Below are 13,623 nucleotides of genomic sequence, written 5' to 3'. Positions count from 1 at the left end.
TTATTGATAACTGATCACAGTGCTGAGAGTGTGTTCTTCACCGGCTGCAATCGTTTGGCCTTCCCCAGTGACACAGGTTTCGACGCAAACCATGGTCTGCCAGCGATCGCTATCGAAGTCAGCCATATTCTCTGCTGCAGTCCAAGGGTTCCAAACCACTGCAGAATTTTCACCACCATTATCTAATTCGATGGTGTCGTAGCCAGTCGTGAATGTCACTACTTTGGCTGGTTTACTATAAACACGATCAACCGCTGCAATCAGATGAAAATCGCCATCTTGAACGCTATCTGATTTTGTCAGTTTATCGTAGAAGCTGTCGCCCAGACCTTTCACCGTGACAAACTCAGTGCCTTTGGTATTGAAGTAAGTGTGCAGGGCTTCGAAAACACGGAATTCTTTATCACTGGTATTTTCAGTGGTTAACGACATGGTCAATGTAGCACCAACACGAACTTCAAACTCAAGACGGAATGGGTGAGGCCACATAGCCAGTGTTTCGGCTGTGTCGTTCAGTGATAGATGCACAAATGTGCCTTCATCTGTTTCACTGACGCCTTCCAATTGCCATATCAGACCACGAGCAAAACCATGCGCAGGAAGCCCTGTGCCTAACTCTGCAGGGGCTGGGCCGAACCAAGGCCAGCAGATAGGCACACCACCACGAAATGGCTTAGATCCATCTTGAGCACTGGTATGGCTCATCCACAGTAAAGGTTGTTTGTCTTTTGCTTGATAGTGCAATACATGTGCACCAAATAAGGCGATGGCCGCTTCTGCATGCTGGTTTTTGATAAGGATGTAGCTTAGCCCTGATTCATTGGTGGCTAACTGTGTATTGCTGGTGAGATCTTGTTGTTTGGTAAATTTGAATTTTCTTAACATGTGTAAGCTCCCAAAGTAAAAAGGCAGCCCGTAGGCTGCCTTTTGTAAACTCATTCGGAATGAGTGCTCAATTATTTAGAGATGTGAGCAATCAGGTCCAGAACTTTGTTTGAGTAACCGATTTCGTTGTCGTACCAAGATACAACTTTAACGAATTTGTCAGTCAGTGCGATACCAGCTTTAGAGTCGAAAATTGAAGTACAAGTTTCGCCGTTGAAGTCAGTTGATACAACTTCATCTTCGGTGTAGCCCAGTACGCCAGCCAGTTCGCCCTCAGAAGCTGCTTTCATTGCTGCACAGATTTCAGCATAAGAAGCGGCAGTTTTCAGGTTAACAGTCAGGTCAACAACAGAAACGTTGGTAGTTGGTACACGGAAAGCCATACCAGTCAGTTTGCCGTTCAGTTCTGGCAGAACAACGCCTACTGCTTTAGCTGCGCCAGTTGAAGATGGGATGATGTTCTGAGAAGCACCACGACCACCGCGCCAATCTTTAGCAGATGGGCCGTCTACAGTTTTCTGAGTAGCGGTAGTTGCGTGAACAGTAGTCATCAGACCAGATTCGATACCGAATTTGTCGTTCAGAACTTTAGCGATAGGTGCTAAGCAGTTAGTGGTGCAAGAAGCGTTAGAAACGATGTCTTGACCAGCGTAAGTAGCGTGGTTAACGCCCATTACGAACATTGGGGTAGCATCTTTAGATGGGCCAGTCAGAACAACTTTCTTGGCACCTGCAGTGATGTGTTTACGAGCAGTGTCGTCAGTCAGGAACAGACCAGTTGCTTCAGCAACTACGTCAGCACCGATAGCATCCCATTTCAGGTTTGCTGGGTCACGTTCTGCAGTTACACGGATAGTTTTACCATTAACGATCAGGTTGCCGTCTTTAACTTCAACAGTACCGTTGAAACGGCCGTGAGTTGAGTCATATTTCAGCATGTAAGCCATGTAATCAACGTCGATCAGATCGTTGATACCAACAATTTCGATGTCTGAACGTTCGAAAGCTGCACGGAATACGAAGCGACCGATACGGCCAAAACCGTTAATACCTACTTTGATAGTCATAGTTGTACCCAACATGTGTTCAAGGGAAAAAATTCGCCTATGAATTTACAAGAATTAAGGGGGAATGAGCAACTACCAAGCGACTTTTAATTGCGATATATCATGAAATAGTCAATTTGTTCACTAAGCTTTACCGGATTTGTGCTAAGTCAAGTCACGTTTGCCGGTTTTTGCTGAATAAATTATAAGCGATTGAGAATAGCAAAAATAATTGCTGGTGGTCAGGTCACATTCAGTATTACCTTCAATATGTGAGAATTAGGGTTTACCAAGTGGCACTGGCATTATTAGCCTGAATTATTCAACGGGAGGATATGATGGATGATCTCCTTGAGTTACTGGCAAAAAAGCGTGGGATAGGGCAGGAATACACGGACATCTGGGGTAAGACGACCCGGATTTCTCCGGAGAATAAGCGGGCAATTCTGAGCGCAATGGGATATGAGGTCTCGGAGCCTGAAGTATTGGCTGGACAGATTGCTCATGATGATTTGGCATACTGGCAACAAATTCTGGATCCGGTATATGTGAGACGGCAACAGCCTGAATTTCAAATCGTCTGCCGTTTGCCTGCCGGCTCTGACCTGCGGCTAAGCTGGCGTATTGAACAGGAATCAGGAGAGCAATTACAGGGCACTGTTGTTATAACGGATAGTCAAAAAGTAAAGTCGTTTCAATATAATGAATTATTATTTTCTGAATACTCAGTGACTATCCAGCATAATATTCCTTGTGGGTATCATAGATTAGTTCTTTTATCTGAAAATGAAGCACAAATATTAGCGGGTTCATCTTTAATTATCGCTCCTGCCAATTGTTTTCACCCCGGATTTATACAGCAAAATCAGAAATGCTGGGGTCCGAGTGTACAGCTATATAGTTTGCGTAGTCAGCGGAACTGGGGGGTTGGTGATTTCACTGATCTTAAAGCTTTACTGCGCGGTGTTGCTGCCTGGGGGGCCGATTTTGTTGGCCTGAACCCTATTCATGCTTTGTATCCGGCTAATCCGGGTGCCTGCAGTCCTTATAGTCCGTCTTCCCGTCGCTGGTTGAATATCATTTATATTGATGTTGAAGCCATTCCTGAATTTCAGGCCAATCCTGATCTCCGGAAAGCATTAGATGCTGCGGAAGAGCAGGAACAATTAGCACAACTGCGGGCTGTTGAATGGGTCGATTATCGCGCTGTCTTTGCGTTCAAACTGCGCTGGTTGCGCCAACTCTTTGAAAATTCTGATTTATCCACCAGGACGGAGCGGGGCAAAGCACTTGCTGACTATATCTCCGCCGGCGGGGACAGCCTGTTGCAGATGGCTACCTTTGATGCATTACAGAATACCCTGTATGCCGGTGGTCTGGATGCCTGGGGTCCTCCGGTCTGGCCTGATGCTTACCGGGAGTATAACTCAGCCGCTGTAAAAACCTGGATTGCTTCACATCAGCTGGATATTCGTTTTTATCTGTTTTTGCAGTGGGTTGCGGATCAGCAGATGGCCGAAGCGGAACAGCTGGCCAAAGGTCTGGGCATGAAGGTTGGCTTGTATCGCGATCTTGCTGTTGGTGTTTCCGAAGGGTCTTGTGAGATTTGGGCGAATAAAGATTTGTATTGCCCTAAAGCCAGTATTGGTGCGCCGCCTGATCCTCTTGGTCCACAGGGACAGAACTGGGGGTTGCCACCCATAGATCCGGTGCGCTTATATCAATCGGCGTATCAGCCGTTTATTGAGCTGGTACGTGCCAATATGCGTGGCTGTGGTGCGCTGCGGATCGATCACGTAATGGGATTGCGGCGTCTGTGGTGGGTGCCTCCGGGCGCGCCATCGAGTATGGGCGCCTATGTCTATTATCCGGTAGATGATTTACTTGCCATTCTGGCACTGGAATCACATCGTCAGCGTTGTCTGGTCATCGGTGAGGATTTAGGCACGGTTCCGCCTGAAATGCGGACATTGCTGCATGAAAATGGTATCTACTCTTATAAGGTCTTTTTCTTTGAGCGGGCACAGGATGGCGGATTTTATTCACCATCTCATTATCCTGAACAGGCGATGTCGGCATTAACGACACATGATATGCCGACACTGCGTGGCTTCTGGCATTGTGATGATCTTTCTCTGGGCCGTGATTTGGGTCTCTATCCGGATGAGGAAAAATTGCAGGATCTGTATCGGGAGCGGCATAGTGCAAAGCAGGCGATCCTTGATTCATTACGCTGGCATGGCATTTTGCCAGATCATATCGAGCATGATGTCAGCTGGGTTGGCATGAATGCCGCGTTATCCCATGCGCTGCAGGTGCATATGGGGCGGGGAAACAGTGCTCTGTTCAGTACGCAGCTTGAAGACTGGTTGGAGATGGATAAGCCGGTCAATGTGCCGGGTACCAGTTATGAATATCCTAACTGGCAAAGAAAGCTGAGCAGGGATCTGGAGAGTTTTTTAAATGATCCGGCATTAGCAGCGCTGGCTGACAGACTGACTAATGCAAGAAAACAACGACAAAAAATTTAATATCAGCGAGTTATTGTATCTGTAGCTGATGGTCTTTAGTGATGTAACCGAGGTTTCTATATGTTGTTAAGAGAGCTTAATGAAGCGCGTTGTGGACAGCCCTTTGAAAAGCTGGGATGGATCTATGATAACGAAAAATCGTTATGGTGCCTTCGGGCCTGGCTGCCGCATGCAAAAAAGGTTGCGGTTCGTCGTATTGAGAAAAAATCCATCGAATGCAGCCTGAAGTGTCTGAATGCTGACGGCTTGTTTGAAGCTGAATTTCCGGAATTAGCCGCACCGTTTTCCTATGCACTGAAAGTGGATTACGCTGATGCGAAGACCGAGGTAATTGATCCTTACCAATTCCATGATGAAGCATTCCGTGGCCTGGCAGAGATGAAACACAGTGCGGATAATATCTACCGCACTCTTGGTGCTCAGATCATGGAAACCGAAGCTGGTGGCGTCAAAGTCAAAGGCGTACGTTTTGCTGTTTATGCTCCGAGCGCGATGTCTGTCAGTCTGATCGGTGATTTCAACTACTGGGATGGTCGTCGCCATCCGATGCAGCGTAGCCTGTGCGGCCACTGGGTCTTGTTTGTTCCCGGACTGGAAGCCGGTGCCCGTTATAAGTTTGAATTAAAAGATATGCATGGCCATTGTCTGCCACATAAAGCGGACCCGGTGGGCTTCTATTCAGATCAGTACCCATCATTTGCTTCGGTTGTATATGACCAGAAGCAATACGAATGGCATGATGCTGACTGGCTGCTTGCACAGCGTAATGACAAACTGGAACAGCCAATCTCTATCTATGAAATGCATTTTGCTTCATGGAAACGTCATGACGATGGCAGTTCACTGAGCTACCGTGAAATGGCGGATCAGCTGATCCCATACCTGCTGGAAATGAACTACACCCATATCGAACTGATGCCGATCATGGAGCATCCGTTCTCTGGTTCCTGGGGGTATCAGCCATTAGGTTTGTTCGCACCAACCAGCCGTTTTGGTTCCGCGGATGATTTTAAATATTTTGTCGATCGTTGCCATAAGGCCGGGATCGGTGTGATTCTGGACTGGGTTCCTGCACATTTCCCATCTGATGCGCACGGTCTGGCTCGTTTTGATGGTACACCATTGTATGAGTATGAAGATCCGCGCCGTGGCTGGCATCCTGACTGGAACTCCTATATTTATGATTTTGGCCGCGATACAGTCCGCCAGTTCCTGATCGCCAGCGCTCTGTATTGGCTTGATCATTTCCATATTGATGGTCTGCGTGTGGATGCTGTGGCATCCATGTTGTATTGGGATTATTCACGCGACGATGGCGAGTGGGTGCCGAACCTGGATGGCGGTAATCATAACTATGAAGCCATCTCCTTACTGCAATGGTTCAACCGTGAAGTGTATGAACGATTCCCGCATGCGATGACTATTGCGGAAGAATCGACGGCATTCTCCGGCGTATCCCGTCCTACTTATACTGGTGGTTTAGGCTTTACCTTTAAGTGGAACATGGGATGGATGAACGATTCGCTGCGTTATATGGCAAAAGAGCCAGTCCATCGTAAATTCCATCATAACGATCTGACCTTCTCGATGGTCTATCACTATAACGAAAACTTTGTTCTCTCTTTGTCTCATGACGAAGTGGTGCATGGTAAACAATCGCTGTTATATAAAATGCCGGGCGATGAGTGGCAACAGGCGGCAAACCTGCGTACTTATATGGGTTATATGTATGCTCATCCAGGCAAGAAACTCAACTTTATGGGCACGGAGATCGCTCAATCCACCGAGTGGGATCATGATGGTCAGCTGGATTGGTGGTTGCTCGGCTTCGACAAGCATCGTGGACAGAAGAATCTGATCCGGGATCTGAACCGACTCTACCGTTCGGAATCTGCGTTATATGATGCTGATTACCTGCAAAGTGGTTTTGAGTGGTTGGATCATTCAAACTGGGAAAGCAGTTCCTTGCTGATGTTGCGCCGTAACAAAGCGCAGGATAGTTTTATCATTGCTGCCTGCAACTTTACTCCGGTTCCGCGGGATGGTTTCCGCATTGGGGTACCGGAAGCCGGTTGCTATCAAATTGTACTGAACACCGATAGTAGTGAATACTGGGGTGGTGATTATTTCGTGGGCGCAGATGTCTTCCAGTCTGAAGCTGTTGAGTCACACGGAAAAAGTAACTCGATTGTGTTGAACCTGCCGCCACTGGCCACCGTATTTATCAAAAAAGTGGCTGAGTAGCAGCGCAACAGGCACCCGTTGCGGTTTAACGGGTGCCAGATGGAGTTAAGACTATGACGGATCAGTATACGTTGCTATCTGGCAGGGATGCGCCCTTTGGCGCAACCCTGGATGCGCAGGGATGTAATTTTGTCTTATGGGCTCCTGAGGCTGAGCGCGTCGAGTTATGTCTGTTTGATTCAAAAGAACAGGAAATTGCCCGGATCCGCTTTCGTGAACGACGCGGTCATATCTGGTATGGCTATGTTCAGGGCGTCACATCCGGTGTCTTGTATGGTTATCGCGTACATGGGCCGCATAATCCGGCACAGGGATTATTATTTGATCCCCAAAAGTTATTATTAGATCCCTATGCCAGAGCTTTATCCCGTGTTCTGGAATGGAACGATGAGCTTTATCAGGGCGATAGCCAGTACATGATGCCTAAGGCTATTGTCTGGGATGATGAGTTCGACTGGCAAGGTGTGGTTTCTCCACGCCATAGCGATGCTCAGACCATCTTGTATGAAGTTCATGTCAAGGGCTTCACCAAACTCCATCCTGACGTGCCGGAGAAATTACGCGGCAGTTATCTCGGACTTTGCCAGCCGGCGGTGCTTCGCCATTTACAGGAACTCGGCGTTACGGCAGTGCAGCTGATGCCTGTCGCCAGTTTCATGAGTGAGCCGAGATTAATTCAGCTTGGTCTGAAAAACTACTGGGGATATAACTCACTCTGCTTTATGGCGCCTGATCCGCGGTATGCGGTGAAACATGCGGTCACTGAGTTTAAAACCATGGTGCGTGAATTGCACCGTGTTGGTATCGAAGTCATTCTTGATGTGGTTTTCAACCATACAGCGGAAGGTGGAAATGGCGGGCCATTACTGAGTTACAAAGGGCTGGATAACCGTAACTACTATTGTTTTGATAACGGTGGTGCCGGGCCTGATTATGCTCACTACAGCAACATGACTGGTTGTGGCAATACCTTTAATGTCGATCATCCGAATGCGCTGCGTCTGGTAATGGATAGTCTGCGTTACTGGGTAACCGAAATGCATGTTGATGGTTTCCGTTTTGATCTTGCGGTTTCTCTGGCCCGTGAAGGCGGTGAATTCGATCCTTACGGTGGATTCTGTAAAGCATTGATACAGGATCCGGTATTGCGTAATGTGAAACTGATCTCTGAGCCTTGGGATATCGGTCCGTTCGGTTATCGTCTGGGACAATTTCCGACACAGTGGCGTGAGCTGAATGATCGTTACCGCGATACGATCCGCTCTTTCTGGCGTGGCGATATGGGGAAAATGGCTGAGTTTGCCACTCGTTTGCTGGGTTCCCGCGATATTTTCCCCAAATCGGTGCGTGTCATTCATTCCAGTGTGAATTTTGTCTGTTATCACGATGGATTTACGCTGGAAGATACAGTCAGTTATGAGCAACGCCATAACCAGGCCAATTCAGAGGAAAATCGGGATGGTCATGGCCATAATTTGTCAAAAAATTATGGCCTGGAAGGGCCAACACGTGAATCGCGTACCTGCCGGATGCGTTTGCAGCAAAAACGAAATATGCTGGCTACTTTGTTGTTATCTCAGGGAATCCCGCATCTGTTAGCCGGAGATGAAATGGGGCGTACCCAGATGGGGAATAATAATGCCTATTGCCAGGATAACCGGATCAGCTGGGTGAACTGGCAACTGAACGAGGAAGACGAAGGTTTACTCACATTCGTTAAACAGATGATCCGAATCCGCCGTGCAGCCGGTGCCTTTACTGAATTGCATCTGGCGGATGATCGCTATTTTGGCTCACGAACACATGCGGACAGCGTTCACTGGTATCACCCGGATGGTAGTGAACTGACCGAAGGTGACTGGAACGCGCCTTCGGCTCAGGCATTGGTGATGGAAATTATTGCCCGGGAAAATCAGGAGCATTGGCTGGTGTTATTCAATGCGAGCGGTTATAGCATTAATTTTGAATTGCCCGAACCTCTGCAGGGGAATCAGTGGCAACTGGCTATGGATACTGTGTTGCATCCCGGTGAGAGTAAATTCCTGTCATCGGATAATTTACCCCGCTTGGTTGCGACCTGTGGTGCCCATGCCATGAAGCTTTTACGGGCTTGTCCTGCTGGTGGATGTGATATGAATTAAACTTTCCGATTAACCCTGCAGTTTGTAGTTTGAATCTGCTTCCACTCTCATCTAGGCTGTTAACAACTTCGTAACATTAACACTGAGATGAGTGGGAAGCAGATGACAGACTGGCGGTTAAAATTGACACCGGAGCAATTTCATATTTGCAGAGAGAAGGGGACTGAACGCCCGTTTTCCGGTGCGTTATTACATAATCGGAAAACCGGTATCTATCATTGTGTCTGTTGCGATGCACCTTTGTTTGAGTCAAATGCTAAATTTGATTCAGGGTGTGGCTGGCCAAGCTTTGATCGTACTATTCCGGATGCAGTCCGTTATGAAGAAGATTCCAGCCATGGCATGCGCCGGATAGAGATATTATGTGCGAATTGTGGCTCGCATTTAGGACATGTTTTTCCTGATGGTCCAACTGAGACCGGACAGCGTTATTGTGTAAACAGTGTATCGCTGGAATTCAGCGAAGAACAGAAAACAACCGACTAAGCATCAGTACGCTGAAAAACAATCCCCTGATAATCAGAGGATTGCTTTTCGTGTATTGACTAGAGTGACAGTTCTCCGCGCAGATCTTGCTGCATCAAGGTGCGGATCTGTTCAGAAGATAAATCCTGGCTAAGTAGAAAATGTAATTTGGCCAGCGCAGCTTCGGTTGTCATGTCATATCCGGATAACACTCCGGCATCGGCCAGCGCATTGCCAGTCGCATAACCACCCATATTTACTTTGCCACGCAGACACTGACTGAGATTCACAATGATCACCCCTCGGGCTGATGCTTCGCGTAACAAGCGCAGCATCGCCGGATTTTGTGGCGCATTGCCTACCCCATACGTCAGCAGGATCAGTGCTTTAACCGGTTGTTGCAGAATATTGGCGATAACATCGACAGCGATCCCCGGGTATAACGTCACCACACCAATGGGCTGTGGCTGAATGGAGTGCATCTTTAACGGTTTATCCGTTGCGACAGCGGGTTTTCCTGCGTTCCAGTCAATATGAATACCCACATCCAGCAGCGGAGAGAAATCCGGTGAGTCGAACGCATGGAAGCCATCGGCATGTACTTTGGTGCTGCGATTGCCGCGGAACAGCTGATTGTTGAAGTAGAGCGTGACTTCATGGACCGGATAATTGGCCGCAATATACAGGGCGTTCAGCAGATTTTGCTGACCATCAGAACGCAGTTCAGCCAGCGGGATCTGAGAGCCAGTGATGATAACGGGCTTATTCAGATCTTCCAGCATGAATGAAAGTGCGGAAGCAGTATAAGACATGGTGTCAGTACCATGTAATACCACAAAACCATCAAAGTCCTCGTAATGATCGCGGATATCCTCAGCGATCCGTTGCCAGTCAGCCGGTGTCATATCGGAAGAATCAATCAGCGGATTGTACTCATGAATGACATAATCCGGCATTTCTTCCCGATGGAATTCCGGCATCTCTGCCAGACAGTTTTCCATAAAACCAGCTTGCGGAATGTAGCCCTGACTGGAACGCTGCATACCGATGGTTCCGCCGGTATAAGCAATATAAATACGTTTTTTCATCTATGCATAACCTTGCGTAAAACAGAGAGGCAAAGCCTCTCTACTGCTGACAAACCGGACAATAACTGTAAATACCTTGTGGATCCTGCAGGGCGTTTAATGGCTGTAATGCCTGATTACCTGCAGACCACCATTGTATGGCCAGTTTACCTAATGCTGAATGAGTGACTGAAGAAGGTAAGATTTCAGCGCTCTGATTAAAGAACTCTCGTAGCAGTTTATCTTTGGCGGATAACTCCGGTTCAATCAGGGTCAGCTGATAATCAGTCAGTTTTGCTAGTCTACCTGCTTCAGCAGACGCGTCACTTAAACTGCCTAACTCATCAACCAAACCTAATTTTTTCGCATCAGTACCAATCCAGACCCGGCCTTGTGCAACTTTATCGACCTGTTCCGGTGTCATGCCACGACCTTCAGCGACCAGATCCAAAAACCGCTGATAAGTATTCTCTACATTCAGCTGCACAATCTGTTTGATATGGTCGGGTAATGGTTGTGTCGGGCTGATACCGGTAAAGTCGGTGGTGCCCAGGCCATCGGTATGAACACCCAAGCTGTTCAGCGCTTTTTCTGCAGTCAGAAACATACCGAATACTCCGATTGAGCCCGTAATGGTCACCGGTTCGGCATAGATCTTATCGGCATCGGCTGCAATCCAGTAACCACCGGAGGCGGCCATACTGCCCATGGATACAACCAGTGGCTTGCCACTGGCTTTGAATGCCAGTAATGCGGTGCGGATCTGTTCAGCAGCAAATGCACTGCCACCAGGGCTATCAATGCGTAATACCAGCGCTTTAATTTTTGAATCGTACATGGCGGTGCGGATCTGTTTGGCCAGCGCTTCACCATTGATGGTGCCTGGTTGCGACATACCATCTACAATGGCGCCGGCGGCGACTAACAATCCGACCTGAGGCTTATTGGCAACCGGCTGATAACGGGGTGGCAGAGATTGCAGATAATCACTCATCGCAATACTGCGGAAATCATGTTCATCACTACCGGCGAAATCACGGATGGTATCGGTCATTTCATCATAAGTAGCCAGTTGATCTACCAGTCCCTGCTCCAAAGCATACTGTGCCGCATTACCTTCTGCTTTAGTTAAGCGTTCCAGTACCTGTTCTTTCGTTGGTGCAATAGCATCTGCCGGAATATGACGCGCTTTACTGGCATTGGTAACATATTCTTGCCATACGGCACCAAGCCAGCGCTGATTCGCTTCACGTGCTTCTGCAGACATATCGTCACGGATATAAGGTTCCACGAAGGATTTATAGGTACCAACCCGGAAGACATGCGGTGTCAGGTTGAACTTTTCCAGTGCAGATTTGAAATACAGGTTATAGAGCCCTAATCCCTGAATAGTGACGGCCCCAGCAGGGTTTAGCAAAATAGTATCTGCGTGCGCGGCCAGTAAATACTGGTGTTGCTGATAAAAATTACCCACGGCAACCACAGGTTTTTTGCTCTGCTTAAACTCATCCAGAGCCTGTGTAATCGTTAATAATTTGCCAATGCTGGTGGTTTCCAGATTTACCGTTTTCAGCACAATGCCTTTAACCCGGGGATCCTTCTTTGCCTCCTGAATGACATAAACAACATCACCCACGGCAATCTCGCGAGGCTTATCACTGTCTGAAAGCCAGTTTTCTATTAACTGATCCGCTGGATTTGGTGTTGTTGGTTGTTCCACTAATTTACCTGAAAGATCGAGAACCAAGGCGCCTTCATCTATTGCTTCTTCCGGGGCTTCTTCGCGCAGCCCAATAACGATGAGTAATACAATGGCAATGAAAATCAGATTGAGGATCAGCAGGCGGGTAAAGTTGAGCGCCCGCCAGAGAGAATGGAAAAACCATTTAATACTACGGAACAGAAAACGCATTTAATAATTCCCGTAAGAGTTTAATAACGACATTATGTGAATTGCTGGCACAGATTACTACGCATGTAGCGGCCAGAGCGATCTCTGATCCACTTATCTGCGTACATCCTATGCTATGTTGATAAGGATAATGGTAATCAATAATGAGGAACAGCATGAATCAGGCAGCATTATCATTGTTACTGACGCGTTCATCGTGTGGCTTGTTACAAGCACCGGCACCAAGCGGTGAAGCGCTGGAACATATTTTACAGGCTGGTTTGCGGGCCCCGGATCATGGTCATCTTCAACCTTTTCAGTTTTTACTGGCTGAGGGGGAGGGATTAAACCGGTTGGGGGCATTGCTGGCAGAAAGTGCAAAACAGGATGGTGCCGCAGAAGAGGCGATTGAGCGGGCAACGCAGATGCCATTACGGGCACCATTAGTTATTACAGTGGCAGCAAGAGTTCAGCCTCACAATAAAGTCCCCGCTTTTGAACAGCATTTATCAGCGGGTTGTGCGGTAATGGCTATGCAGATGGCGGCGCAAGCGCAAGGATTTGGTGGTATCTGGCGTTCCAGCCCGCTGATGTATTCGCGTAAGCTGCATGAATTACTGGGGCTTAACGAACAGGATCAGATCGTCGGTTTCCTTTATCTGGGTACGCCGGCGACCTCGTTACGTATACCATCATTTGTTAACAGCGCAGAGTTCGTACGCTGGATCTAAGTTGCTGCACTGCTCATTTCATCCAGAGTCAGTGAGAAACTAGGGATGAATACATCAATAAAATATTGTACGGCTGGTGTCATCCGCTCTTCCAGCATGATTTCCAGCCGGCGTTTGGCGAGTACAAACTCTTTATTCCCGGCTGCGATCTCTTCCAGACATTTAATGTAGGCACATAAGGTATCGGCTGCTTTTACGACTTTAGCCTCTTCTGCATCCTGATATTCTGAGTCGAGCAGAAAGCGATAGTCATCAATAAACTCATCAGGTAACAGCGATAACAGCTGTTTTTCCGCCAGCTTTTCGATCTTTTTATATTCTGTGGCTATTGCATTATTTTGATATTTCACCGGGGTTGGCAGATCGCCGGTAATAATTTCCGTTGCGTCATGAAACATCGCCATCAGCGCAATATGTGCTGCATCAAGTTGGGTACCGAATTTCCGGTTACTGATCAGCGCCAAGGCATGCGCTACCATTGCAACCTGCAAACTATGCTCGCTGATATTTTCTTTTTGGATGTTGCGCATCAGTGGCCAGCGGTAAATCAGCTTCATACGTGATAACTGGGCGAAGAAATGGCTGGTGGACACAGGAGATTCACTGGAAGACATAGTGTGTG

The 13,623-nt window shown here is 47.7% G+C and carries 10 protein-coding genes; 5 read left to right on the top strand and 5 right to left on the bottom strand.

The features are described 5' to 3' along the window. Together TOLA_RS13735 and gapA are read right to left on the bottom strand one after the other, a co-directional pair. Complete coding sequence (locus tag TOLA_RS13735; protein WP_015879741.1) at nt 1-885, bottom strand: D-hexose-6-phosphate mutarotase; 885 nt, start codon at nt 883-885, stop codon at nt 1-3. 71 nt (nt 886-956) lie between these two features. Beyond that, a complete protein-coding gene (gene gapA / locus TOLA_RS13730; protein ID WP_041609545.1) occupies nt 957-1,952 on the bottom strand; it encodes a glyceraldehyde-3-phosphate dehydrogenase in 996 nt (331 codons plus the stop codon). Nucleotides 1,953-2,269: 317 nt separating this feature from the next. On the opposite strand from gapA, the gene malQ reads away from it, so the two are divergent. The 4 genes from malQ to msrB all read left to right on the top strand — a co-directional run bounded on the left by malQ (nt 2,270) and on the right by msrB (nt 9,333). Continuing rightward, nucleotides 2,270-4,462 (top strand): 4-alpha-glucanotransferase, encoded by a 2,193-nt coding sequence (gene malQ / locus TOLA_RS13725; protein WP_015879739.1) that lies wholly within the window; start codon nt 2,270-2,272, stop codon nt 4,460-4,462. 60 nt (nt 4,463-4,522) lie between these two features. Next, entirely contained in the window at nt 4,523-6,706 is a 2,184-nt protein-coding gene (glgB, locus tag TOLA_RS13720; RefSeq protein WP_015879738.1) for a 1,4-alpha-glucan branching protein GlgB, read from the top strand. A gap of 53 nt (nt 6,707-6,759) precedes the next feature. Beyond that, complete coding sequence (gene glgX / locus TOLA_RS13715; RefSeq protein WP_015879737.1) at nt 6,760-8,847, top strand: glycogen debranching protein GlgX; 2,088 nt, start codon at nt 6,760-6,762, stop codon at nt 8,845-8,847. A 102-nt stretch (nt 8,848-8,949) separates the two neighbouring features. Further along, nucleotides 8,950-9,333 (top strand): peptide-methionine (R)-S-oxide reductase MsrB, encoded by a 384-nt coding sequence (gene msrB / locus TOLA_RS13710; RefSeq protein WP_015879736.1) that lies wholly within the window; start codon nt 8,950-8,952, stop codon nt 9,331-9,333. Nucleotides 9,334-9,392: 59 nt separating this feature from the next. Here msrB and ansA read toward each other — a convergent pair whose 3' ends face one another. Both ansA and sppA read right to left on the bottom strand, forming a co-directional pair. Next, nucleotides 9,393-10,400, bottom strand: a complete 1,008-nt coding sequence (ansA, locus tag TOLA_RS13705) for an asparaginase (protein ID WP_015879735.1) — start codon at nt 10,398-10,400, stop codon at nt 9,393-9,395. Between the two features lie 40 nt (nt 10,401-10,440). Then, on the bottom strand, nt 10,441-12,291 hold the full coding sequence (gene sppA, locus TOLA_RS13700) for a signal peptide peptidase SppA (RefSeq protein WP_015879734.1): 1,851 nt from the start codon (nt 12,289-12,291) through the stop codon (nt 10,441-10,443). Nucleotides 12,292-12,446: 155 nt separating this feature from the next. Here sppA and TOLA_RS13695 point away from each other — a divergent pair, with 155 nt between their 5' ends. Next, nucleotides 12,447-13,001 (top strand): NAD(P)H nitroreductase, encoded by a 555-nt coding sequence (locus TOLA_RS13695; RefSeq protein WP_015879733.1) that lies wholly within the window; start codon nt 12,447-12,449, stop codon nt 12,999-13,001. On the opposite strand, the gene yfbR is transcribed toward TOLA_RS13695, so the two are convergent. Further along, entirely contained in the window at nt 12,998-13,615 is a 618-nt protein-coding gene (gene yfbR, locus TOLA_RS13690) for a 5'-deoxynucleotidase (protein WP_015879732.1), read from the bottom strand. The two genes, TOLA_RS13695 and yfbR, sit on opposite strands and share 4 nt — an antisense overlap. Nucleotides 13,616-13,623 lie beyond the last annotated feature (8 nt).

It is taken from the genome of Tolumonas auensis DSM 9187 (genome assembly GCF_000023065.1).
GTDB classification, from domain to species: domain Bacteria; phylum Pseudomonadota; class Gammaproteobacteria; order Enterobacterales; family Aeromonadaceae; genus Tolumonas; species Tolumonas auensis.
The sequence above is the reverse complement of the archived record's forward strand: the minus strand, read 5'-3'. Positions and strand labels throughout refer to the sequence as shown.

What these genes read in the sequence shown, in the direction of transcription:
- TOLA_RS13735 (WP_015879741.1), bottom strand. Translation starts at nt 885, where the DNA reads ATGTTAAGAAAATTCAAATTTACCAAACAACAAGATCTCACCAGCAAT.
- gapA (WP_041609545.1), bottom strand. Translation starts at nt 1,952, where the DNA reads ATGACTATCAAAGTAGGTATTAACGGTTTTGGCCGTATCGGTCGCTTC.
- malQ (WP_015879739.1), top strand. Translation starts at nt 2,270, where the DNA reads ATGGATGATCTCCTTGAGTTACTGGCAAAAAAGCGTGGGATAGGGCAG.
- glgB (WP_015879738.1), top strand. Translation starts at nt 4,523, where the DNA reads ATGTTGTTAAGAGAGCTTAATGAAGCGCGTTGTGGACAGCCCTTTGAA.
- glgX (WP_015879737.1), top strand. Translation starts at nt 6,760, where the DNA reads ATGACGGATCAGTATACGTTGCTATCTGGCAGGGATGCGCCCTTTGGC.
- msrB (WP_015879736.1), top strand. Translation starts at nt 8,950, where the DNA reads ATGACAGACTGGCGGTTAAAATTGACACCGGAGCAATTTCATATTTGC.
- ansA (WP_015879735.1), bottom strand. Translation starts at nt 10,400, where the DNA reads ATGAAAAAACGTATTTATATTGCTTATACCGGCGGAACCATCGGTATG.
- sppA (WP_015879734.1), bottom strand. Translation starts at nt 12,291, where the DNA reads ATGCGTTTTCTGTTCCGTAGTATTAAATGGTTTTTCCATTCTCTCTGG.
- TOLA_RS13695 (WP_015879733.1), top strand. Translation starts at nt 12,447, where the DNA reads ATGAATCAGGCAGCATTATCATTGTTACTGACGCGTTCATCGTGTGGC.
- yfbR (WP_015879732.1), bottom strand. Translation starts at nt 13,615, where the DNA reads ATGTCTTCCAGTGAATCTCCTGTGTCCACCAGCCATTTCTTCGCCCAG.